Consider the following 23,391-nt stretch of genomic DNA (forward strand, 5'->3'; position numbering starts at 1 on the left):
ATTGCTAGCGACGGAGCCGAGCGCCGGCGAGGCGCGGTCGTGAGCTACGCCGAGCGATATCCGCTGCTGCACCGGCCGACCCATTGGGTATGGGGCAATCTCGACGTCCAATTCTCCACCGACCCACCGCCCGACGAGTTGGTCACCAACGTGCACGCGGTGTGCTTCACCGGCGCCGAGGTGGTGCTGTGCCGCGACGACCGCGACCGCTGGCTGCTGCCCGGCGGCACCCGCGAACAGCACGAATCCATCGAGGATTGCCTCGCCAGGGAACTGCTGGAGGAGGCGGGCGCCCGGCCGACGGGTCCGCCGACCTGGCTGGGCGCCCATTACGCCACCGCCAAAGACCCTGTGCCGTACCGGGATTGGCATCCGCACCCGAACAAGGCCTGGCTGTGGGTCGCGGTCGACGTCGCGCTCACCGCGACGCCGACCAATCCGCCCGACGCCGAACAGATCGTCGAGGTGCGCGCCTTCCCGCTGGACGCGGCGCTGCGCTTCGCCCGCACCGACGGCGACTACCTACCCGAACTGGTCGCACTCGCCGCCGAACTGCACCGGCACTGAATCGTCTTGGCTAGCAGACGAATTCGGTGGCCAGCTCCGCCTCCGGCGCGATGGTGCCCGACCGGGCCAGATGCGCCATCAGATACGGAATCGCCACGTCCACCGCGGATTTCGGGCTGATCCGCGGATGCACGTTCACCTCGAAAACCACACCGCCGCTCTCCGGGGCGAGGTCGACACCGGCGAACGGCAGGCCGAGCGCCTCGGTGGCGGCAATGCCCAATTCGGCGACGCCGGGCGGCAGATCGTGCAGCGGGACGGCCGTCGACACCGCGCCGCGCGCGACATTGCACGGTGCGTCCGGGTCGAGCTGGACGTGTTCGGCCGCGCGCAGCACCCGGCCCTCCAGCACGACCACCCGGTACTGGTGGCGATGGCCTGCCGCGTCGAAATTGCCTGCGTCCCTGGAGATCAGCCAATCCTGACCGAACCGGTCGTAGAATCCGGCCACCTCGTCGAGCTGGTCGTAACTGGTGACGTGGAAGACGTCCTCACCACAGGTGCCGGTGGTGGGCCGGGCCCAGACGTCGCCGCCGAGCCGCTCGAACGCGGCGACCATGCCGCCGGGTCCGGCGTCGCGGGAGCCGACCGATTCCATCTGCCCGACACCGGCGGCGGCGAGCCGCTCCACGGTGAGGTGCTTGTCGGTGGCGATCTGCCACGCCTCGACATCGGTGCCGAGCGAACGGGCACCGAACCGGCGCAGCTGATGCTGGAACGGCGCGAGCCCGGCCCGCAGCTCGGGCGCGATCTCGTAGACGACGACCGCCGACGCTGTGATGGCGAGGTTTTCGGACGGCACCTCCAGGCGCAGCATGCCGTCGAGCAATCGGACCCGGCCACCGCCGCCGGTCATGAAATATCGGGCGTCGATCAGCCGCGGCGGGCGTCCGGTGAGCGATTCGGCCGCTCCCGCAAGCACGTTCCTGCTGCCTTCCGTCGAACTGTGATCGGCGACCACGACCAACTCATCGACTTCCACACGAACCCCTTGTCAGCTGAGATGACGGTGATTCCGCACAGGTCGATGCGGAACCATGGCTTGGCCGTCCGGAAGAGCCGGCGGCCGAAATCGTTTTTTTCCTCGGATCGCGACGGGGTCAGCCCGCCGCGACGGTACTGCTTTCGCGCATGGCCCAGCAGACGGGCAGGACGAATTGTCGCGTCAATGCCCGGATCGGGTGGGGCACAACAGGATACGACGCAGACATCGGGCCGGGAACCGGCCCGGGCGCGAACGCGGAACCACTGCACTCGACGGTGCGTCCGGAATTTCCGCCCCCGCTGACCATCGACGCTGCGAGCCACCGTGCCCTGTATGCGGTCATTGCCCGGACTCCCTCCGTAACTGGGGCGAGTCCTCCCGCCGCACCGGGACTATACAGGTCGCGGCGACGTTGAGCGTCATATCAATACGCTACGGGGTTAAGACACGGTTAACCCTAGGAACTGTGGATCTCCGCTGGCTCCAACGGGTATGGCGGCACGCCGATGCCGACGATGCGCAGATTCCCCCACGGATCCCGTTCCTGCAGGCGGGCCGGGGTCGCGGCGCCGCCGGGAATGGTGAGAAATACTTCGGACCGACCCGGATCGGGCAAATCGGAACTCGTAGTCGCGGATATCCGTCCGTACCAGTGGTATAGGCCGTCGGTCGGGTCCGGGTGACCGCTCAGCGCCACCTCCACCGGCAGCACCGAACCCGGTGCGTCGAGCAGCGCCGGGCCCGCGTATTCGTGCGCGGGTTCCCGGTCGGCGGGCACGGTGAGTTCGTAGTGGTTCGGGTCGAATCGACGCATGGTGCGCAGGTAGGACCCGCTGGATCCGGGCCAGGCCGTCAGGCCGCGCCCCTGCTCGTCCTGGAACCGGTCGCCCGAATTGTGAAACCCGTCCGCGGATTTCGCCCGCATCCGCCGGTTGAATTCGTGCTGGGTCGCGGCGCGCACCTCCATCCGGGTGCTCCCGGTCAGCCGCATCCGTTCGATGCATCGGCGGATATAGCGGGCCTGCGCCTCGATCACGAAAAGGCCGGATCGGCGCCCGGCACCGCAATTCGGGCCGGTGATCAGGAAAAGATTGGGGAATCCGTGCACGGCGACGCCGAGAAACCCTTCCGGGCCATCGCGCCACACCTGTTGAATGGTCAGCCCATTCGCGCCGACGAGATGCCGATCGGCGAATCGGTCGGTGATCCCGAATACGGTTCCGTAGACGATGGCGTCGAATTCCCGCTCCCGGCCGTCGGCGGTGGCGATACCCGATTCGGTTATCCGCATGATCGGATCCGTAACCAATTCGGCATTATCGTGTCGCGCAATCGGATCATATTTTCCGGATATCCACCGGGAGAGCCGCCGCACACCGGGGCCGTGTTCGAACAGCCTGTGCCACAACGACTTCGGTGCAGCAGGCTGGAATATCGCCACGCGCACAGCCTGTTTCGCCAGCTCCGGCAGGAATTCCAGCGCACCGCTCCCGACGACCGCCACCCGCTTGCCGACACAGTCGATGCCGTCGTTCCAGCGCGCGGCGTGAAAGCTGGTGCCGCGGAAGGAATATCGGCCCGGAAATGCCGGAAACGCGGGCTCGAACCCCGATCCGGGCGCCAGCACGACCACTCGCGGGCGCCACAGCGAGTTTTCGGCGGTGCGCACCGACCACCGGTCCTCGGCGTCGTCGAAGTCGAGTGCGACCACCTCCGACCGGAATCGGATATGCCGCAGGATGTCGTACTTGTCCGCCGTGCGCGGCGCGGGATCGTCGCCCTGCTCCAGGATCACGAAGTCGTCGATACCGGCCCGGCGCAGCTCGACCGCCATCCCGATACCGCCGAAACCCGCTCCGACAACCAGGATTTCGGGCTCTCCCCCGCTCATGCCCACAGGCCCCTGCGCCGCCAGACCCACTTGCCTACCGGCCCGATCAGCCCCTGCTTGTCGAGGAACTGACCGAGGTTGGCGGCGCCGACGCCCAAGGCGCGCTTGGCGAACGGATTCTGGACGGCGATCCGGCGGGCGGCCCTGCCGTCCAGCCCGGCGCGGGTGTACATGTGCCGGTTGGTCATCAGATAGACGAACAGCGGAGCCGCAACGGCCACACAGAGTTTCGTGTACGCCAGCTCGGCCCGCGACATGGTGGGCACCCGCCGGGCCAGCGCGTCGCGGGCGAAGCCGATATGCCGCGCCTCCTCGGTGACGTGGATGCGCATGGCGCGAGATACCAAGGGCTGCAACTGCGGATCGTCGAGCGTCCGGCGCTGCAGCGCGTCGAAGATCTCCTCGCCGACCAGCGCACCGACCCAGGTCATCGAACCGCGCAGGAACAGCGGCAGCACACCGATCGCGAGCCTGCCGCCGCGGCGCGGCCAGTACGGGCGGGCCTCGATGCGATCGATCAGCTTGCCGAACATCATCATGTGCCGGCATTCGTCACCCATTTCGGTGAGCGTGTAGTGCGAATGCCTGGTGGTCGGATCGCCGGCGAGCAGTTCGCGCAGCAGCAGGCGGTTCAGCAGATTCTCGAACCAGATGCCGATGGACAGCACGTTGGCCAGCTCCTGGCGGGACAGCTCGCGCCGCTGCTGCGGGGTCATCGCCTCCCACAGTTCGGTGCCGTACAGCGAGACCACCTCGGCGGGCAGGAACAGTTTGTCCGGATCCAGCGGCGCGTCCCAGTCCATATCGACGACCGGGTCGTACGACTTCTTCACCGATCCGGCGAGTAGTCGCTGCGCGAAGGATTCCTGCGCGATGGTTGCGGCGGCTTCGTTGCCCATGGCCAGCTCTCCGACTCTCGAATAACCGATACAAGCTGTTACAGACAGATTAGTGATACACACTGTACCGGTCAATAGCTGGGCGAGTATCGTGATTCCTGTGACCACGACCAGCGAAAAGCCCGGTACCGACGGCCGCGCCGCCCGCTGGACCGGGCACAAGGCGCGCAGGCGCGGCGAGGTCATCGACGCCGCGATCACCGCCATCGAGACCGGGGGCGTCGGGGTCTCGGTGCAGCAGATCGCCGAGCAGCTGCGGCTGCCGCGCACCGTGGTCTACCGGCATTTCGACGGCCGCCCCGATCTCGACGAGCAGATCCGCCGCCGCATCCTGGAATCGCTGCTGGCCGAGCTGATGCCGACGCTGCACCCCGGCGGCACCGTGCGCGATGCGGTGCGCGGTGCCGTCGGCACCTACGTGCGCTGGGTCGCGGAACATCCGAACCTGCATCGGTTCCTCGGAAATGCCGCGCCCCAAGGGGATTCGAACGACCCCATAGCCGGGGCCAAGGATCGCATCGGCACGCGCCTGGCCGACCTGTTCGCGGTCGCGCTCGCCCGCTCCGGCATCGATCCGGCCCGCGCCCGCCCGATGGCCTTCGGCATCATCGGCTTCGTCGACGGCGTGGTGAACGACTGGCGCGCCGATGCCGATCCGGTGCTGACCTCCGATCAGATCGAAGGCATCCTCACCGAATCCGTACTGGCACTCTTCGAGGGCAACGCCCGCAGCCTCGGCGTACCGCTGGACCGCGACACGATCGTCGGAGACCTGCTGCGCCCCCGCGAATCGACCTACACGTCGAAGTAGAGTTCGAACTCGTAAGGGTGTGGGCGGACGTTGATTTCGGCGATTTCGGTGTCGCGCTTGAGCCGGATCCAGGTCTCGATCAGATCCTCGGTGAAGACATTGCCCTCGGTCAGGTAGTCGTGGTCGGCCTCCAGCCGGGCGATCACCGATTCCAGGCTCGCCGGGGTCTGGGTCACCTCGGCGGACTCCTCCGGGCTGAGCTCGTAGAGATCCTTGTCGATGGGCTGGGCGGGTTCGATCTTGTTCTTGATACCGTCCAGCCCGGCCATCATCATCGCCGCGAAGGACAGATACGGATTACCCGACGAATCCGGGCAGCGGAACTCCAACCGCTTGGCCCGCGGATTCGTGCCGGTGACCGGAATGCGAACGGCCGCAGAGCGATTGCGCTGTGAGTAGACCAGGTTCACCGGCGCCTCGAACCCGGGAACCAGCCGCTTGTAGGAATTCACGGTCGGGTTGGTGAAGGCGAGCAGCGATGACGCGTGCAGCAGCAGGCCGCCGATGTAATGCCGTGCCAGATCGGACAATCCGGCATACCCCTGCTCGTCGTAGAACAGCGGCGAACCGTCCTTCCACAGGGATTGGTGCACGTGCATACCGGAACCGTTGTCGCCGAACAGCGGTTTGGGCATGAAGGTCACCGTCTTGCCGGACTGCCACGCGGTGTTCTTCACGATGTACTTGTACAACTGCAGATCGTCGGCGGCGGCCAGCAAGGTGTTGAAACGGTAGTTGATCTCGGCCTGCCCCGCGGTGCCGACCTCGTGATGGCCCTTCTCCAGTTCGAAACCGGCCCGCTGCAGATTGGTGCACATGCTGTCGCGCACGTCGACATCGGCGTCATAGGGCGCCACCGGGAAATAGCCGCCCTTGGGGCGCACCTTGTAGCCGCGATTCAGGGTGCCGTCCGGGTTGTACTTCGCGCCGGTGTTCCAATCCGCCGACGCCGAATCCACCTCGTAGAAGGCGCCGTTCATGGTGGTGTCGTAGCGAACCGCGTCGAAGATGTAGAACTCCGCCTCCGGGCCGAAATACGCGGTGTCGGCGACGCCGGTGCTGCGCAGGTACTCCTCGGCCTTGCGTGCGACGTTGCGCGGATCGCGACTGTAGGCCTCGCGGGTGTTCGGGTCGTGCACGAAACAATTGATGTTCAGCGTTTTCGCCTGCCGGAACGGATCGAGCTGTGCGGTGCGCAGATCCGGGAACAGCAGCATGTCGGATTCGTGGATGGATTGGAAGCCGCGCACCGACGAGCCGTCGAAGGCGACCCCGTTGTCGACGAGATCCGGGCCGAAACCGCTGGCCGGAATCGAAAAGTGTTGCTGCACACCGGGAACGTCGCAGAAGCGGATATCGACGTATTCGACTTCCTCGGTGCTGATGTATTCGACTATCCCATCGGTGGTTGGGTTCGGCACGATTTTCTCCTCGCTGACGCCCGGCGCTTTCCGCGGTTCGGCGAGGCGAACGAGGGTTCTGCTCGCCGCATTTCACGATACGACTCCCGACGCCCGCACCGGATGCGAATCGTTACCCAGACCGAGCGGTACGGAATCGCACTGTCGGGCAGTCGAACCAATTCCGGTCGGCCGAATCGGGCAATCTGCCGCTACCGCGGCACCCGCCCGTGCGGTGAGCTGAAGGATACGACCGCGACCGGAGGCCACCATGACCAGATCGACACCGTCCATGCCGAGATCGGCGGCCAGAATCGCCGCCGTCTGCGTGATCTGCTGCGCCGCAGCCGGTTTCGCACGCGCGGCGGACGGGCACACCTGGTATGTCGCGGCGGCCGCCGCGCCCGGCGGAAACGGTTCGGCGGCACAGCCTTTCGATTCGCTGGCAACGGTGCAGGCGAATTCGGGACCGGGCGACACGATCGTGGTGCTCGGCGGACCCGCCCCACTCGATGGCGGGATAGCGCTGCAACCCGGCCAGCGGCTGATCGGCAGATCAACACCCGGATCCATTGCGGCGGTGACCAATTCGACCAACGCCAACGACGGTGACGCGATCCGCCTCGCCACCGGCAACGAGGTCAGCGATATCACCGTCACCGGCGCGCGGCGCGGCGGGATCTACGGCACCGACGTGGGTGTCGCGGTGTTGACCGGCAACACCGTCACCGGCACCAACCGCGACTGTCACGACGGCTTCATCGTGCAGCCGTTCCCGCCGATGCTCGGCGTACCCTTCGGCAGAGCGCTGCCCGCCGCGCCCGATCTGGTCGGACTGAACAATGGCTGGGCGGGCATCATGATCGATTCCGGCGCGGGCGCGAGCACTCTGACACTCGAGCGGAATACGGTGCGCGACACCGCATGCGGCGACGGCATCGATGTGCGGACCAGCGGAACCGCGCGGGTGAGCGCCACCCTCACCGATAATCTGACCGAGAACATCAACGAGGGCATCGCCAAACTCTCGGTACTCGCCGTCGGCCTGCAGAGCACCGGCGCCTCCGAACTCACCGCGACCCTGCGCGGCAACACACAACAGGGGATCGCGCTGCCCGAGCGCGATCCGCTCAACGCGCTCGCCGACGGCGAGGGCATCTTCGTCAACGCCGCCGAACGCGCGCGCATGCGAATAACCATCGACCGCAACACCTATCGGCACGGCGGCGGCCACTTCTCGGCCAACGGCCTCGAATACGTCACCAGCAATGGAACGCCGGATACCGAGGTGCGGCTCACCGACAGCGAATTCACCGACGTCCCAGGCGATATCGTGCAGAACCTCAACCTCAGCGACGAGGGCGCGCGGCATTCGCTGATCGTCGACGGGCTCACCGCCTCCGGATCGTCGTTCCCGGGCGCCGCGCTGAATCCGCTGGTGCCGGGCAATCTCGGATCCTGTTTGTTCTCGGCCAGTTTCGGCCGCGACAACCACACCGCGCTGGAGTTGCGCGACGCGCGGCTGAGCCGGTGCAGCGCGGACGGCATCGGTATCTACGCGTACTCCCCCACCGGGCCGAACCCCGCCACGCACGAGATGCGCTTCACCGTCGCCGCGACGGCGGTGTCCGATGTCGCGGTCGCGGCGCTGCATGTGCGCACGGTCGGCGATCTCGCCGCGCTGACCGGCACGGTCGAGGATTCGCGGCTGGCGGGTCCGATCGCACTCGGTCGATCGGACGGAACCCTCGGCCCCGGTTCGGTCCTCGATTTCACCGGCCGGAACTGCTTCGCCCCCGGCGTCGCGGCCGAGCTCGCCACCCCGGCGCTGCCGGTGCGCGCGGACAACTGGCCTTCCTGCTGAATTTTGGTCGAGTGCACAATCCGGCGCGCAACAATCTTGGCGTTTGCCGCTAGCGTGCCCGTGCCGTCATGCGTTGTGCTGATAACAGACGATGAGGTCGCCCCTGTCGTGACCTCACCCAATTTCTCGAACAAGAGGTCAGGTCCTTGGTTTCATCGAAGGTCCCGGCGGCGCGCACCCGCCCGGACACGCTATGTGCCGCATTCCAGGCGAATGTCGCGCGGTACGCCGACGCGGTGGCGATCCGCAGCTATGACGGCACGCAGACGCTCACCTGGCGCGAATACGGCGACCGCGTCCGCGATATCGCGGCCGGGCTGGCCGGGCTCGGCATCGGCCCCGGCGAAACGGTGGCGCTGATGCTGACCAACCGACCGGAATTCCACCTCTGCGACACCGCGGTGCTGCACACCGGCGCGACACCGTTCTCGGTATACAACACCAATCCGGCGGAGCTGCTCACATACCAGTTCGGCAATGCGGGCAATAAGACGGTGATCTGCGAAACCCAGTTCGTACCAAGGATTCTCGATGCGGTAGCGCAGGCGGCCGAGCAGGGCTTCGTCGTCGAACACATCATCTGCGTCGACGGCGCGCCCGCGGGCACCGTCTCGCTGGACGACGTAATAGCCAATCCGGCAAAGGATTTCGACTTCGACGCGACCTGGCGCAAGGTGAATCCGGACGATCTGCTCACCATCGTGTACACCTCCGGCACCACCGGCCCGCCGAAGGGCGTCGAGCTCACCCACACGAATTTCCTCGAAAACGCCCGCGTCATCGAGCAATTCGGCGGCGGCGGCCCCGACGACCGGGTGATCTCCTACCTGCCGGACGCGCATGCGGCCAACCGCTGGTTCGCGCACTATCTGACGATGCAGGAGGGCGGCGAGATCACCACCGTCCCGGATTTCAAACAGGTGGCCGAGGCGCTGTCCGCCGTGCATCCGACGGTATTCCTCGGCGTGCCGAGGGTGTGGGTGAAAGTCAAAGGCGCGCTGGAGGAACGGTTCGCCGCGGAGAATCCGGTCCGGCGCGCGCTCGTCCACTGGGCCATCGGCGTCGGCCGCGCCCGGGTGCGCGCGCTCTCCGACGGCCGCGCACCCGGACTACGCAACCGCTTACAGTACCGTTTGGCCGATCGAATCGTGCTGTCTCCCGTACTGTTCCGGCTCGGCCTCGACAAGGTCCGGATCGCGGTGACCGGATCGGTCGCCATTCCGCCCGACGTGCACGAGTTCTTCCTCGCGCTCGGACTGCCGTTGTGTGAGGGGTACGGCATGACCGAATGCACCGCGGGCGCGACGCTCAACGGTCCGGACCGGGTGAAGATCGGCACCGTCGGCACGCCGCTGCCGGGCGCCGAGGTGCGGCTCGCCGCGGACGGCGAGGTGCTCATCCGCGGCAAGATGGTGATGCGCGGTTACCGCAACGCGCCGGAAAAGACCGCCGAGGCAATAGATTCCGAGGGTTGGCTGCATACCGGCGATATCGGCCGCTTCGACGCCGACGGCTACCTCTCGATCATCGACCGCAAGAAGGAGCTGATCATCAACGCGGCGGGCAAGAACATGTCGCCGTCGAATATCGAGAACACCGTCGCCGAGACCACTCCGCTGGCGGGCACCGTTGTCGCGATCGGCGACGAGCGCCCGTTCAACACGGCGCTCATCCTGCTCGACCCGGAGCTGGCCGCGGCGTTCGCCGAGCGCAACGGCATCGCGGCGAACTCGGTGGCCGAGCTGGCGCGCGACCGGCGGGTGCTCGCCGCGATCGAGGACGGTGTCGCGGCGGCCAACCGCAGGCTGTCCAGGGTCGAACAGATCAGGAAGTACGCGGTGCTGCCGGACATCTGGGAAAACGGCGGCGACTATCTGACCGCCACCGGGAAGTTACGTCGTAAGCCGATCACAGCGAACTATACGGATACCATCGAGGCGCTGTACTCGAGCTAGTCCGAGACTGGGGAACCATATGATGCCATCGCGGACCCGGGTGTTCGACGACCTCCACCGGCGGGCCGCCGCGATGGTCGAGGGGTTCTACACCGCGCTGCCGCCGTACCAGAAGATGCCGCAATCGCTGGTCGAGACCGATTTCGCGCGCGGAACCAAGCTGAACGTCGACCTATTCTTCGAGTATCTGCGCCGTGGCGTCGAGCCCAGCGAGGAGGACAGCAGGGAGCTGATCGAGCTGGCGATGGACCGGTTGCGCGACGGCACCCCGCTGGCCGAGGTGCTCGACCGCTACCGGCTCGGCGCGGCCTTCCTCTGGGAGCGGCTGCGTTCGGTGGCGACGCCGAGCGAGCGCGAGCTGATGCTCGACGTATCGGTGGCGCTGTTGAAGTACGTGACGCTGATCATCACCCGGATCTCGACGGCCGCCTCCCAGCGCGTGCACGATCCGCGCTGGGATCTGCTGGAGCGCCGCCGCGGCATCGCCGACGCGCTGCTGTCCGGCCAGGATCCGGTGGAGTGGGTGAACGATCCGGTGATCCCGGTGGCCGATGCCTTCCTCGTCGCGGTGTTCCGGCTGGCGGGCACGCGCGGCGGGCCCGCATCGGCGCTGCGGCACCGGGTGGAGGCGATTCCCGGCGTCTTCCTGCGGCTGGACGCGGGCGGTTGGACCGCGCTCATCCCACTGCAGCCCGGCGACGACGGCACCGCGACCGAGGCCGCGCTGCTCGGACGCCTGCCCGCGGCGCAGGCCGGGCCGCCGCCCTACTGGGTCGGCGTCGGCGCCGCGCATACCCGCGAGTCGATTCCGGTGATGTTCGACGAGGCACGGGTGCTCGCCGAGCTGGGCCGCTGCCTGGCCCATCGAGAAGTGTTGTGCCGCAGGCAACATCTACAGTTCGAGTACACGGTCGCGGTGAGCGATGCGGCCCGGCCCGGACTGGCCGCGGTGCTCGCGCCGCTCGATGCCCAGCCGCTGCTGGCGGAGACGCTGGAGGTGTTCGTCGACAGCGGATTCAACCAGCTGGCCACCGCGCGGCAGCTGAACGTGCACCGCAACACCGTCACCTATCGGCTGTCGCGGGTGCACGAGCTCACCGGACTCGATCCGCACCGCCCCGCCGACGCGATGACGCTCTCCGCGGCCCGGCTCGCCCGGCGGTTGGAGTCCGCCGATTTCGCCCCCTAGAACTCGCCGGCCGCTCGAGCATATTGAGCAAAAAGGCGAAAACGAGAAATTGCTGGTCCCGGTTAAAACCATCCAGATGGAAATAAAGTTGCACCAGGCATTTCATCGATCGACACCAGCCAACGGCCCGATGATTGCGGACCACAAGCGGATCCAGGCATCCATTATGTCCATTTCAACCGATTTGTCTGGTTTGCTGGTGACCCGGAGCCGGTCACACCCGCAGATCACGGGACCATCGCAGCTGGTCAAAGCAACAACACCGACCTCGGCTCACAACAGCTAGCCGACCAGCAGTTTCGACTGCGAGCCACCTCACTTTTATGGGCCCGCGCCTGTAACGTTTCGGTATAGCTATGATGAATTTCAGGTGAGGTGCACCACTGATTTCAGCACACTTTCAGCTAACTTAATAAGCCTCGCTTCACATCTTTGCAGGCCACGGCGTTGCGGCAGACCATTCGGTCGGTCCCGGCGCCGTTTTCCTCGTTTGCGGTGTAAATACCGGTGACTCACCTCACCGTCACATAACGCTTTGAAATCTCTTATGGTTTTCTCATTCCGAACCAGACGACGACGTCCCGGGGTTGAACCCGACCGCAGCCCCGCTTCTCGGATGTGAAAAAAACTGTCACTATTTTCGGATCGGTAATCCGGACTCTGCAAAGAATTACCGATGGGCAGCTGAAGGTGCGTCATGGAATTCATCGAACTGGCCGACTACCCCTTGTCGGCCGGCCACGTCATCGAGTGGCAGCCGACCGCCCGCAGGCACTGGGCGGACTGGCCGCGCGACAACAGGGCGGTGTCCTACAACCACGAGCATCATCTGCGAGATGCCTTGGAGCACAGCAGAATTCGAGATCAACGACACTACTGGCTGGGCCACGCGTTCCGCATCGACGGTCCGCTGGACCCGCAGGCGTGGCGCGGTGCGCTCGACGCCTGGATCGACCGGCACGAGGGCCTGCGCAGCCACGTCACCATCGAGGGCGGCAAACCGGCGCGCTACACCCTCCCGCCCGGTGAGATCCGGGTGCATGCCGTCGACGCCGGACGGCCGACCTCGACCATCTCCACCTATCACCTGGTACAGGGCCTGCTGGACCAGGGCACCGCACCGAGCCGGTGGCCGGCCTACGTCTGCGTCACCATCGCCAACCGCGGCGGTTTCACCGTGGTCATCGCCGCCGACCACTCCATCCTGGACGGCTATTCGACCATCACCATCGGCAGCGAGCTGCGACAGTTCTACGCCGCCGCACTCGACCCGAAATGCCAACCGCCGCAATCGAACCCGGGTAGTTACCTGGACTTCTGCGACCAGGAGCGCAGCAGCGCCGACGCCGCGACCGTCGACACCGACGGCGTGCGGACCTGGCAGGAATTCCTGTCCGACGCCAGGACCGCGGGCGAATCCGACGCGACCACCGGGCCGCTCGCGCCCACCGCGCCGCTGAGCCGGGTGGCCGCCCGGCCCATCCAGCTCGGCGCGGGCGAACAGCAACCGACCCGGCTGATGCAGCGCAACCTCACCATCGAGGTGCTCGATGCCGACGGCGCCGACGCCGCATCGGCCGCCGCCCGGGAAAAGCGGCAGGGCCTGTTCCCCGTGCTGCTCGCCGCATTCGCCGCCGCCACAACGGAATACGGTGCGGGCCGGGACTTCCGGACCGTCATCCCGCTGCACACCCGCAGCGAGCAACAGTGGGCCGATACGCTCGGCTGGTTCGTCGGCCTCGCGCCGTTCCAGCTCGACACCGCCGCCGCGCGCGGCATCGCCGAGCTGATCGGACCCGCCGGCGAGGAACTGCGCCGCGTTCGCACCGCGGCGACGGTGCCGTTCGGCCGGGTCTGCGAACTGCTGCAGGCGCGCCCGCGCATCTCGTTCATGGTGTCCTACATGGACGTTCGCGCCCTCCCGCTGTCGGACACCTGGGTCGAGACCGATACCAGATGGCTGCGCAGCCGCAATGTGTCGGATAACGAATTCTTCTTCTGGTTCATCCGCACACCGTCGGGCGTCACGCTCAACACGCGTTACCCCGGCACCACCCGGGCCACCCGCGATATCCACCGCCACGTGCTGCGGATGCGGGATCTGCTCGCCGAATTCGTCCGCTACGGGGACGCCGCCATCCGTCCGATCGAAGGAGCGCCGCTGTCATGGAAATGACCCTCACCGAAGACTGGCTGCCGAAACCCGGTGCGCTGGTTGAGTTCTCGCCGACCGCCGCCACCCTTTCCGCGGTCGCGGACGCCGAACCCTCTTCCGTACCACCGACTTTCCTGCAGGAGTCGCATATCCGCCGCTGGGCCGACCGGCGCTACGGTGACAACCCGCTCGCCTCCGAGCTCGGGCTGTGCTTCACCGTCGCGACGCCGCTGGACCCGGAGGCGCTGCGCAAGACCTTCACCACCTTCCTGCGCAGGCATGAAACCCTGCGCTCCTGGTTCGATCTCGACGAGACCGGCGGCCGCTTCGCCGTCACCCGGCATCTGCTCGGCGCGGACGAGGTCGACCTGGTCACCACCTACGGCGGCAGCTTCGCCTCGGGTGAGGAACTGCGCGACACCCTGATCGCCAGGTTCCGCTCGGCCGCCGATCCGACCCGCTGGCCCGCGTTCTTCTGCGGCGCCATCGATCACGGGCCGGATGGCTTCACCCTGCTCTACAGCATCGATCACGCGTTCAGCGACGGACTTTCGCTGGTCGGGGCGATCTTCGAACTGCACGGCATCTACGCCGCGTACGCGGCGGGACAGGAGCCGCCGCTGCTGCCGGTGGGCAGCTACGTGGAATTCGCGAAGGCCGAGCGGGCCGCCGTCGCGGCGGGTTCGCCGGAGCTGGACCGGATCGCGGCCATGATCGCCGACAATGCCGAACGGGTGCGCCCGCTGCCCATCGACCTCGGTCTGGCGCCGGGCGAGGCGGTCGACAGCCGCGGCATCAAGGTCGATCTGCTCGACGCGGCCGAATGCGAACAGTTCGCCACCGCGTGCAAGAACGCGGGCGGCTCGTTCTCCTCGGGCCTGTTCGCCGCGATCGCGCTGGCGGAGCTCTCGCTCACCGGACGCGCGCACTACCTCGCCCTGAATGTGGTCGGCACCCGCAAGGAGCCGAAATACCAACTGGCCCAAGGCTGGTTCATCAACCTGCTGCCGATCTACTTCGAACTCGACCGCACCGAACAGTTCTCCGCGCTGATCGGCCGGGCCGGCTTCGCACTGGACTGGGTGAAGCCGCTGTCCGATGTGCCGATCCACGCCGCGCTGTCCAGGGCCGCCGAACTGACCGCCGCCAAGGTGCCGCCGACCACCGAATGGCCGTGGATCTCCTATATGGACGTGCGCGCCATTTCCGGTGCGGCACTGGAGAATGCGCTGCCGGGCGTCAGCGGTATCAACGGGCTCGGCTCGCGCAGCAAGATCGGGCAGACCTCGCCGGTGTGGTTCAGCCGCGAACTGGACCGGCTGCACGTCACCATGATGTATCCGGACACCGAGGCCGCGCACGCCTCCGCGACGCGCTACCTCGACCGGGTGCGGGAGACGCTGCGCACGGTGGCCGCCATCGGCGACTTCACCGCGAGCGCGCCCGAGGATTCGGCACTTTCGACCGTACAGGGGCCGTGATGCGTCTGCTATTCCTCGATCACCTCGATCCCGAACCCGGAAAACTGTTGGAGTGGACCGCGATCGCCGATCCCGGCCCGGCCTTCGACCCGACACCGCCCACCTCGAACCAGGCCATCCACCTGAGTTCCGGCGCGCCGACCAATTGGCTCGCGGCACAGTTCGAGGTGGCCGGGCCGATCGACGAGGCCGCGCTGGAGGCGGCGTTCACGGCCTGGATTCCGCGGCACGACGCGCTGCACTGCTGCTTCGCCGAGCCGGCGGGCGGCGGTCCGGTCGCGGTACATCTGGTGTCGGACACCGACATTCGGCTGGAACGCCGGGCGCCGGTGGCCGCGGATTCCACCGCGGAACTGCGCGCACTGCTCGGCGCGCGGCTGGACGCGGCATGCGATCCGTTCCGCTTCCCGCCGTATTTCCTCGGCGCGGTCAGCAGGCCCGAAATATCCACCGTGATAGTCGGTTTCGACCACGCCATCTGCGATGCCTGGTCGATCACCATCGCCGTCACCGAACTGGACGAGCTCTACCGGGCGGCGCTGGACGAGGGTGATACGGCGCGGGTCGCGCTGCCGGAGGCCGGGAGTTTCCTGTGCTATTCGGGCCGGGAGGCGGCCGTCCCGTCGGCGACGACGGGACCGCTGATCCGCGGCTGGCGGGATTTCCTGCGCGAGGCGGGCGACGACCTGCCGCATTTCCCAGTGGATTTGGGGATTCCGGCCGGTTCGCGGGCGCCGTTCGGCGGCGATGTCCGGCCGCTGCTCGGACCGACGGCCACCGATGCGCTGCACCGGCGGGCGCGGGCGGCCGGTCATTCCCTGTTCGCCGCACTGCTGGCGCCGGTGGCGCTGGCCGCCGCCGAATTGGGCGGCGGCGCGGCGACGGATCTGGTATTCCCGGTGCACACCCGCCGAGAACCACGGCATCACAACACCTTTGGTTGGCTCGTCGCGAACGCGCCCGCGCGCGTCCCGGCCGCGAAGGATTTCGCGACCACCGTGGCGGGCGCCGACGCGGCCATCCGGAACGGGCAGCGGCTCGCCCATGTGCCCGCCACCCAGGTGCTCGCCGCACTCGGTCCGGAACTGCGGCGCACCAGGCACGACCTGTTCAGCGTCTCGTACACCGACTACCGCCACCTGCCGGGTGGTTCGCGCTGCGACACCACCCGCACCCGGCCGCGCAATCCGGTGCAGTTCAGCCGTAGCGCGTCGCTGGACGATGTCCAGCTCTGGTTCACCCGCACCGACGACGGCCTGTCGCTGCGGACCCGGTTCCCGGACACCCCCACCGCACGGCCCCTGGTCACGGACTTCCTGGACCGGGTGGCGAAGACCCTGGTCGGCGCGGCCCAGGGCGGGTAAGTACAGCAGTTTCGCCACCGGAGTCGTTGCCGCTCAACCCGTTCGCCATAAAATTGCCCACCGGGAAACATTGCCCGGTGGGCAATTTTCTGTCATGCTCGTGTCATGGCAGAGGAGAAGCTCGGACTCCGCGAACGCAAGAAGCTCGATACCCGAAAGGCGTTGAGCGACGCGGCATTCGAGTTGATCTTCGAGCGCGGGTTGGACAATGTGGTCCGGGAGGACATCGCGGCCAGGGCGGGCGTATCGGTGCGCACGTTCAACAACTACTTCAACGGAAAATTCGATGCGCTGGCCTATCGTCAAATCGAACGCATACAGCGCACCGTGAAGGTGCTGCGCGCCCGCCCGGCGGACGAGCCGATCTGGACCGCGATCACCGCGGCGGTGCTGGAGCCACTGGAGAACGACGGGCTGAGGTACGCGCCGGTGCCGACCCCGGGACATCTGGCCGAGGTACGCAAGTTCGCGACTCAGCCCGAGATCCAGGGCGCCTTCTTCGGATCCGAGGTCTTCGGCGATCTCATCGCGGCCATCGCCGAACGAACGGGCACCGACCCGGTGCACGATCTGTATCCGCGCCTGGTCGTCGGCACGGTGCACTCCGCCTACAGCGCCGCCATGCACGTCTACATACACGCCGATCCCCCGATGTCGATAATTCCGCTACTGGAACAGGCATTCGAGGCGATCGCCGACGGTCTACCCGCTCCGCGATGACGCGGACCGCGTAACCGAAACACCAAGAACGACAAGGGGTTTACCTTGTCGTGCCGGTAAACGGGGCAGTCAGCTCCGAAACACCAAGTGAGACAAGAGGTGTCTTTGTCATGTCCGAAAACCGCACTGATGTAGTGATTTCCGGTGCCGGACCGAACGGGCTGATGCTCGCCTGCGAGCTGGCGCGAGCCGGTATTCGGCCGATCGTGTTGGAACGCTTGGCCGGTCCGAGCGGCGAACCCAAGGCGAACGGCTTGGTCGGCCCGGTGGCGCGGGTTCTCGATATGCGCGGGCTCTACACCGCGTGGGGCGGGTTGTCCGACGGTCCGCAGCCGATGCCCGGGTTCGTCTTCGGCGCGCTGCGAATGGATTTCACCGACCTGGATCCCAATCCACTTACCGGCCTGTTGGTTTCGCAGCCGGAATTGATCGAGAAGCTGCTCGCTCTCGCGGCCGAGCTCGAGGTGGATATCAGGTGGGGCCATGAGGTCACCGGTCTGCGCCAGGACGGCGATGACGTGCTCGTCACGGTCACGACACCGGACGGCCCGCTCGAACTCGCCACTCGCTACCTGGTGGGCGCGGACGGCGGCAAGAGCACGGTCCGCAAACTGACGGGTATCGAATTCCCGGGCAGCACAAACGATTCGCACATCTCTCGGATAGGGCATGTCACGATGCCGGACGAGCTGCGCACCGCAGACGGCGGGATCGAGATACCCGGCGCGGGCCGATTCCAGCCCGCGCACAACAGGGTCGAGCGTGGCATGTTCATCTTCGCGCAGATGCCGACCGGCACCCTGATGGGCGTCATGGAGCACGGAGCCGAGCCGGTAGACGAACAGGCGCCCATGGACTTCCAGGAATTGCGCGACGCCATCGAGCGCGTGCTCGGCGTTCCGGTTCCGATCGAGCCGCCGACCGGACCCGGCCCATTCGCGTTGCGCCGCATAGTCGGACAAAACACCCGGGTGGCGCAGGAGTACCGCGTCGGCAATATCTTCCTGATCGGCGATGCGGCACACGTACATTCGGCGATCGGTGGGCCCGGCCTCAACCTCGGTCTGCAGGACGCGTTCAACCTGGGCTGGAAGCTCGCCGCACAGCTCAACGGCTGGGCGCCCGACGGCTTGCTCGACACCTACCAGGCCGAGCGGCGCAGGTCCGCCGAACGCACCGCCATGCAATCGCTCTCCCAATCCGTCCTGGTATCGCCGGGACCCGAGATCACCGCGCTGCGTCAGCTTTTCGGCGAGCTGCTGCGCAATCCGGACAATGTCGCCTACATCGCGAACCTCATGGCCGGGGCCGACATCCGCTACGACACCGGCGACGAGCACCGCGTATCCGGTTATCTCGTACCGGATTTCCGCCTCGACACCGGTCAGCGGGTCGCCGAACTGCTGCACAGCGCCCGCCCGGTCCTGCTGAACCTCACCGGCGAACCCTGGTCCGAACACCTCGACGGCTGGACCGACCGCATCGACCTGGTCAACGCCATCAGCCCCGACGCACCCGCGGCCGCCCTACTCATCCGGCCCGACGGCTACGTCGCCTGGGCCACCGACTCCCCCGTCCACCCGGACGATCCGGGCCTGCGCGCGGCGCTGAACCGCTGGTTCGGTCCCGCTCGCTCCCTCGCCCCAGTGCGGTAGATCACCCGGTTGCGGCGCTGGGAATACCCCGGCGCCGCAACCTGGGTTTGCAGACCGGCGCTTACGAGTCATGCACCGCAAGAGGTTTCGCACCGATCATGATCGCGATCGGCTTCACCTACCGCCGCCAATCACTCAGGCACCGAAATCGCATATGGTCGAGGCGGAATCGGGAATGGCGGCGGCATCGGCGGTGACGAGCGCTCCACCGCGCACACCCAGCAGCCGCGACGCCCCGTAGGACGTCGGAATCGCGTTGCGGCCGAACCTGATTCGGCTCAGCCGACCGGGACGGCGGCGCTGCGGCGATGCCGCAGCCAGCCGCGAACGCCGGTGGCCAGCGGCACCAGGACGGTGAGGAACCCGGATACGGGTTCGAAGATGAGGCCGAACGCCGTGAGAGCGGCGGTCGCGGTGAGGATCGACGCGGGCACATAGCCCCGGGTTCGCTCCGTCTCGATTACGGCGATACCGAGGCCGACGGCGGCGACTCCGAACGCGGTGAACCAGAACGCGAGCTCGGTCTGCTCTCGACCGGTCGCCCAGATGACGCAGCCGAGCGCGGTATGCGCCGATCCGATGAAGGTGACCAGGGTGCCCGTCAGCGGGAACGCGGTTTTTGAATCCATATTCCAAAACATTGCCTTAGGCTGTTCCCCGTGGCAAGACCCCGGCGATTCACCGATGACCAAGTCCTCGACGCAGCACGCGATCTGCTCGCGGATCCGGCGACGACCCGGCCGACAATCGCCGCGATCAGTGCCGCCTCCGGCGTCCACACCGGATCCATCTACGTGCGCTTCGCCTCCCGCGAAGAGTTGCTCGCACGACTGTGGCTGCGTTCGATCCAGCGTTTCCATGTGGGTTTCATCGCCGCACTGTCGGGAGCCGACCCGCTGCTCGGGGCCGCCATGCACCTGGCGAAATACTGCCGTGCGCATCCCACCGAAGCCCGTGCGATGAAGATGTTCCGGCGCGAGGAGCTGCTGGCGGTGGGGCCCGATGAGTTGCGCGCCGAGATCACCACGGTCAACGACCGGATGAACGATGCGCTGCGCGCCGCCGTCGCGGCGCAGTTCGGCGACGCCGACGAGCAGCATATGGCGATCGCGGTGGCGGCCGTCAAGGCGATTCCCTATGGGCTGGTCCGCGAGTACATCGCGAACGCGGCGCCCATTCCGGACTGGGTCGACGACGTCATCGCCACCGCAACGGCCGCCGTCGTGCACCGGCTGCTGCGCCCGCCACGGTCCGAGTCCTCTTTTGCGGCAACAGTTTTCGATGCCGCAAGCCAGGCTCGTAACTCGTGAGAGGAAGCTAAAGGGCGCCGAGGTCGGCGGAGAGCCAGTGCTCGGGGCGCATGTAGATGGCGACCTGCGGGCCGAACGCCGCGGATTTGGCGAGGTAGGCGTCGACCTTCTCCGGAGCGAGATAGCGGGTGACCATCTCGAGGTGCAGTTCGTCGGTCATCGGAACGACCCGGGTGACCGGGCCCTCGACCGTGACATATCGAACGCTTGGTTCGAGGGTCTCGGCCATCAGGCTGAACCGGCCCGCCTGTTCGATGAGGGCGAATTTGCGGCTCTTCGGGCCGGTCAGCACCCATAATTCACCGCCGGGGGCGTACTGATACCAGATGGGGACGGTCAATGGGGCACGGTCGGGGCCCGCGGTGACGGCTAGCGCACCGATATGCGGCTGGGCGAGAAATTCCTGACGTTCCGGTGAACTCAGTGCCATATCAACAACGGTACCGACCGGTCCGCCCCATTGACGCTGTTGGCCGCGCCCGACCGCCGCAGGTACGCTCGGCAGCATGTTCACGCGGGCCCAGTTGACGGCGTTTGCGATCTTCGCAACCGTCCTGCCCGCGTTGGCGCTGTTCGCCGTGCCGGACAAGGCGACATCACTCGCGGTGGTCGGTGTGGTGGCCGCCGAGCTGGTGCTGGCGCTGGTCGCGTTGCAGACCACCCGGCTGGTGCCGATCCGGGTCTACGTCTCCGGTCCGCCACCGTCCGCGCAGCGCCGATTGCGGGGATCCTTTCTGCGGCAGAGCAATCCGGATGCGCCGGGGCGGGTCCGGCCACGAGCGCCCGGTCGCGCGGTCCGCTGACCACCCGCGCCCTAGGCACGGCCGCGGGGACGTCGGCAGCGGTTGACCAACGTCCGCGCGTGCGCGACGCACGCCCCACAGTCAGGTATCCACCTTGCTCAACTTCATCTACTATCCGGTGTCGGCCGTACTCGCGGTGTGGCACAGCGTTTTCGGATTCGTCTTCGGTCCGGCGAGCGGGCTCGCCTGGATTCTCGCCGTCGTATTCCTGGTGCTCACCTTCCGCGCCGTACTTTTTCTGCCGTTCCTGAAACAGGCTCGCACCCAAGCGGTTATCGCGCGCATCAGGCCGGAGATGAAGAAGATCCAGCAGCAGTACAAAGCGGACCGGATCAAGCAGAGCACCGAACTGCAGAAGTTGTATCAGGAGAACGGGATAAGCGCCCTGGCCACCCTGCTCACCATGGTGACCGTCTTCGCGCAGCTCCTGCTTTTCCTCGGGCTGTTCCATGTGTTGCGGTCCTTCGATCGCACCGAGCAGCACACGAATCTGCCGTTCCTGTCCTCGGGCCGGATGACACCCGAACAGAACGCCGCGACACCGAATTACGTATTCGGCGCCGACGACGTGCAATCGTTCCTGCACGCGAAGATCCTCGGCGTGCCGCTGTCGACGGCGATGGCCACCGCCGGTGATCTCGTCGCATCGGTGGCGCTGGTCGCCGTACCGCTCATGCTGATCGCCGCGGTGGCAACGCATTTCACCGCACGCACCTCGATGACGCGGCAGGATTCGACGGCGATCCCGTTCATGCGCCCGCTCAGCCTGTGGCTGTTCCCGGCGATGGCGCTGGTCGGCGGCATGGTGATGCCGGTGGCGATCCTGCTGTACTTCGTCACCAACAACGCATGCACCTTCGCCCAGCAGCACCTGGTCTATCGCAGGCTCGACGCCGATGAACGGCAACGGGCCGCCGCGGCCGCGCAACGCACCGCGGAGATCCGGGCGTCGAACACCCCGAAGCCCGGCGCGCGACCCAAGCGGGTCAAGAACCGTACGTAACCCAGCTCAGGCCGGTTGGGCCTGCACGTAATCGGTCGCGGAGATGGTCTGTAGCACCAGCCGCACCGGCGCGGGCGCCCAACCGGCCGAAGGATCATGGTGCACAACGGGATTGGTCATCTCGACGACCTTCCCCCTGACCTCCAGCTCGAAATCCCCTGCGGCGAGCACATTCTTGAGCCAGTCGACGCCGGTCCCGTAGGTGAGCGCGATGCGGTAACCGCCATCGCGTTCGAAAACCGTGACCGGGGTGCGGTATACCCGCCCGGATTTTCGGCCCCGATGCACCACGATGCCGAATCCGGGCGCCCGGCCCGCGACCAGACCGGCCACCTGATTGGTGGCGTACCGATTGAATTTCCCGAGCGCGCGCGGCAACGTCATCGACGCGGTCCTCTCTTCGGATACCGGACGGCACAACGGTACCCTCTTCCGGTGCCGGCACAACCACACTCGGAGCGGATCGCGGTGTACGACAGCGCCGGACGGGTGATCGGCGCGGCCGACCGGGCCACCGTCTACCGCGACGGGCTCTGGCACGCCAGCGCCGGCGTGCTGGTCCGCTCCGGCGACGGCGAGCGGATATACGTGCACCGCCGCACCGAGACCAAAATGGTTTTCGCCGGTATGCACGACTGCCTGGCGGGCGGCGTCGTCGACCCCGGCGAGGATCCGGCCGACACCGCGACCCGCGAACTCGCCGAGGAACTCGGCATCGTCGCCGAAACCCCGCCGCTGCCGCTGGCCAGCGCGTCCTGGGACGGCGAATGGCTCGGAAAGCCCATGCGCTGCCATCTTTTCGCCTACGAACTGCGCTACGACGGACCGATCCGGCATCAACCGGAGGAGATCGCGGACGGCTGGTGGTGGACCGAGCAGCGGCTGCGCGCGCACCTCGCCGACCCGGATTGGCCGTTCGTCCCCGACACCCGGGTGCTCATCCCCGAAATGTTCACCTGAACGCGGTCATTCGAGTGAGCGCAGCGCGTCCTCGGAGCGCGCGACCACCGCGCGGCCGTCGTCGAGCAGCACGATCGGCCGCTGGATCAGCCGAGGGTCCGCGGCCAGCGCCTCGATCCACCGCTCCCGATCGGCGGGCGTGCGGCCCCACGTGGACATGCCGAGATCCTTCGCCGCCTGTTCGCCGGTTCGGGTGATCTCCCACGGCTCCGCACCGAGCCGCTTCAGCACCGCCTTCAGTTCGGCGACGGTGGGCGGCTGATCGAGGTAGCGGCGCTCGGTGTAGTCGAGGCCCGCGTCTTCCAGGAAGCTGAGGGCGGCACGGCTCTTCGTGCACCGCGGGTTGTGCCAGATCTCGGTCATGGACGAAGAATAATCC

At 67.0% G+C, this 23,391-nt stretch carries 22 protein-coding genes; 14 read left to right on the forward strand and 8 right to left on the reverse strand.

What is annotated here, in order from left to right; genetic code table 11:
* Positions 1–39: 39 nt before the first annotated feature.
* Entirely contained in the window at positions 40–567 is a 528-nt protein-coding gene (locus F5544_RS26685; RefSeq protein WP_167475725.1) for an NUDIX hydrolase, read from the forward strand.
* Between the two features lie 10 nt (positions 568–577).
* On the opposite strand, the gene F5544_RS26690 is transcribed toward F5544_RS26685, so the two are convergent.
* The 3 genes from F5544_RS26690 to F5544_RS26700 all read right to left on the reverse strand — a co-directional run bounded on the left by F5544_RS26690 (position 578) and on the right by F5544_RS26700 (position 4,342).
* Complete coding sequence (locus tag F5544_RS26690; protein ID WP_167475726.1) at positions 578–1,549, reverse strand: ATP-grasp domain-containing protein; 972 nt, start codon at positions 1,547–1,549, stop codon at positions 578–580.
* 460 nt (positions 1,550–2,009) lie between these two features.
* Positions 2,010–3,443 carry a DUF4873 domain-containing protein gene (locus tag F5544_RS26695; protein ID WP_167475727.1) on the reverse strand — a complete coding sequence of 478 codons (1,434 nt, stop codon included), beginning with the start codon at positions 3,441–3,443 and terminating at the stop codon, positions 2,010–2,012.
* Positions 3,440–4,342, reverse strand: coding sequence for an AurF N-oxygenase family protein (locus F5544_RS26700; RefSeq protein WP_167475728.1), 903 nt, complete (start codon positions 4,340–4,342; stop codon positions 3,440–3,442). Before F5544_RS26700 ends, F5544_RS26695 begins: the two co-directional genes overlap by 4 nt.
* 100 nt (positions 4,343–4,442) lie before the next feature.
* On the opposite strand from F5544_RS26700, the gene F5544_RS26705 reads away from it, so the two are divergent.
* A complete protein-coding gene (locus F5544_RS26705) occupies positions 4,443–5,153 on the forward strand; it encodes a TetR/AcrR family transcriptional regulator (RefSeq protein WP_167475729.1) in 711 nt (236 codons plus the stop codon).
* On the opposite strand, the gene glnA is transcribed toward F5544_RS26705, so the two are convergent.
* Complete coding sequence (gene glnA, locus F5544_RS26710) at positions 5,138–6,574, reverse strand: type I glutamate--ammonia ligase (RefSeq protein ID WP_167475730.1); 1,437 nt, start codon at positions 6,572–6,574, stop codon at positions 5,138–5,140. The two genes, F5544_RS26705 and glnA, sit on opposite strands and share 16 nt — an antisense overlap.
* A 250-nt stretch (positions 6,575–6,824) precedes the next feature.
* On the opposite strand from glnA, the gene F5544_RS26715 reads away from it, so the two are divergent.
* From F5544_RS26715 to F5544_RS26750, 8 genes are all read left to right on the forward strand, one after another.
* Positions 6,825–8,417, forward strand: a complete 1,593-nt coding sequence (locus F5544_RS26715; protein ID WP_167475731.1) for a right-handed parallel beta-helix repeat-containing protein — start codon at positions 6,825–6,827, stop codon at positions 8,415–8,417.
* Between the two features lie 146 nt (positions 8,418–8,563).
* On the forward strand, positions 8,564–10,372 hold the full coding sequence (locus tag F5544_RS26720) for an AMP-dependent synthetase/ligase (protein WP_167475732.1): 1,809 nt from the start codon (positions 8,564–8,566) through the stop codon (positions 10,370–10,372).
* Between the two features lie 19 nt (positions 10,373–10,391).
* Complete coding sequence (locus tag F5544_RS26725; RefSeq protein ID WP_167475733.1) at positions 10,392–11,561, forward strand: PucR family transcriptional regulator; 1,170 nt, start codon at positions 10,392–10,394, stop codon at positions 11,559–11,561.
* A gap of 697 nt (positions 11,562–12,258) precedes the next feature.
* On the forward strand, positions 12,259–13,737 hold the full coding sequence (locus F5544_RS26730) for a condensation domain-containing protein (protein WP_167475734.1): 1,479 nt from the start codon (positions 12,259–12,261) through the stop codon (positions 13,735–13,737).
* A complete protein-coding gene (locus tag F5544_RS26735) occupies positions 13,728–15,197 on the forward strand; it encodes a condensation domain-containing protein (protein ID WP_167475735.1) in 1,470 nt (489 codons plus the stop codon). The genes F5544_RS26730 and F5544_RS26735 overlap by 10 nt, the downstream gene beginning before the upstream one ends.
* Entirely contained in the window at positions 15,197–16,561 is a 1,365-nt protein-coding gene (locus F5544_RS26740) for a condensation domain-containing protein (protein WP_167475736.1), read from the forward strand. Before F5544_RS26735 ends, F5544_RS26740 begins: the two co-directional genes overlap by 1 nt.
* Before the next feature lie 105 nt (positions 16,562–16,666).
* Complete coding sequence (locus F5544_RS26745) at positions 16,667–17,281, forward strand: TetR family transcriptional regulator (RefSeq protein WP_167475737.1); 615 nt, start codon at positions 16,667–16,669, stop codon at positions 17,279–17,281.
* Positions 17,282–17,391: 110 nt separating this feature from the next.
* Positions 17,392–18,936, forward strand: coding sequence for an FAD-dependent monooxygenase (locus tag F5544_RS26750; protein ID WP_167475738.1), 1,545 nt, complete (start codon positions 17,392–17,394; stop codon positions 18,934–18,936).
* A 278-nt stretch (positions 18,937–19,214) separates the two neighbouring features.
* On the opposite strand, the gene F5544_RS26755 is transcribed toward F5544_RS26750, so the two are convergent.
* Complete coding sequence (locus F5544_RS26755) at positions 19,215–19,565, reverse strand: DUF6463 family protein (protein WP_238846680.1); 351 nt, start codon at positions 19,563–19,565, stop codon at positions 19,215–19,217.
* A 30-nt stretch (positions 19,566–19,595) separates the two neighbouring features.
* On the opposite strand from F5544_RS26755, the gene F5544_RS26760 reads away from it, so the two are divergent.
* Entirely contained in the window at positions 19,596–20,246 is a 651-nt protein-coding gene (locus F5544_RS26760; RefSeq protein WP_167475740.1) for a TetR/AcrR family transcriptional regulator, read from the forward strand.
* A gap of 7 nt (positions 20,247–20,253) precedes the next feature.
* Here F5544_RS26760 and F5544_RS26765 read toward each other — a convergent pair whose 3' ends face one another.
* The gene (locus F5544_RS26765) at positions 20,254–20,676 is read right to left on the reverse strand and encodes a pyridoxamine 5'-phosphate oxidase family protein (RefSeq protein ID WP_167475741.1); all 423 of its coding nucleotides are present in this window, start codon (positions 20,674–20,676) and stop codon (positions 20,254–20,256) included.
* Positions 20,677–20,752: 76 nt separating this feature from the next.
* Between F5544_RS26765 and F5544_RS26770 the strand changes: the two genes are divergently transcribed.
* Together F5544_RS26770 and yidC are read left to right on the forward strand one after the other, a co-directional pair.
* Complete coding sequence (locus F5544_RS26770; RefSeq protein WP_167475742.1) at positions 20,753–21,049, forward strand: DUF6412 domain-containing protein; 297 nt, start codon at positions 20,753–20,755, stop codon at positions 21,047–21,049.
* A gap of 94 nt (positions 21,050–21,143) precedes the next feature.
* Positions 21,144–22,052 (forward strand): membrane protein insertase YidC, encoded by a 909-nt coding sequence (gene yidC, locus F5544_RS26775; protein ID WP_167475743.1) that lies wholly within the window; start codon positions 21,144–21,146, stop codon positions 22,050–22,052.
* A gap of 6 nt (positions 22,053–22,058) precedes the next feature.
* Here yidC and F5544_RS26780 read toward each other — a convergent pair whose 3' ends face one another.
* Positions 22,059–22,436, reverse strand: coding sequence for a nitroreductase family deazaflavin-dependent oxidoreductase (locus F5544_RS26780; protein ID WP_167475744.1), 378 nt, complete (start codon positions 22,434–22,436; stop codon positions 22,059–22,061).
* A 51-nt stretch (positions 22,437–22,487) separates the two neighbouring features.
* On the opposite strand from F5544_RS26780, the gene F5544_RS26785 reads away from it, so the two are divergent.
* On the forward strand, positions 22,488–23,012 hold the full coding sequence (locus F5544_RS26785) for an NUDIX hydrolase (RefSeq protein WP_167475745.1): 525 nt from the start codon (positions 22,488–22,490) through the stop codon (positions 23,010–23,012).
* 6 nt (positions 23,013–23,018) lie between these two features.
* Here the strand turns inward: F5544_RS26785 and F5544_RS26790 are convergent, their stop codons facing one another.
* Positions 23,019–23,375, reverse strand: coding sequence for an arsenate reductase family protein (locus F5544_RS26790; RefSeq protein WP_167475746.1), 357 nt, complete (start codon positions 23,373–23,375; stop codon positions 23,019–23,021).
* Positions 23,376–23,391: the final 16 nt, after the last annotated feature.

Origin of the sequence: Nocardia arthritidis (assembly GCF_011801145.1) — a bacterium.
Classification (GTDB): Bacteria; Actinomycetota; Actinomycetes; order Mycobacteriales; family Mycobacteriaceae; genus Nocardia; species Nocardia arthritidis_A.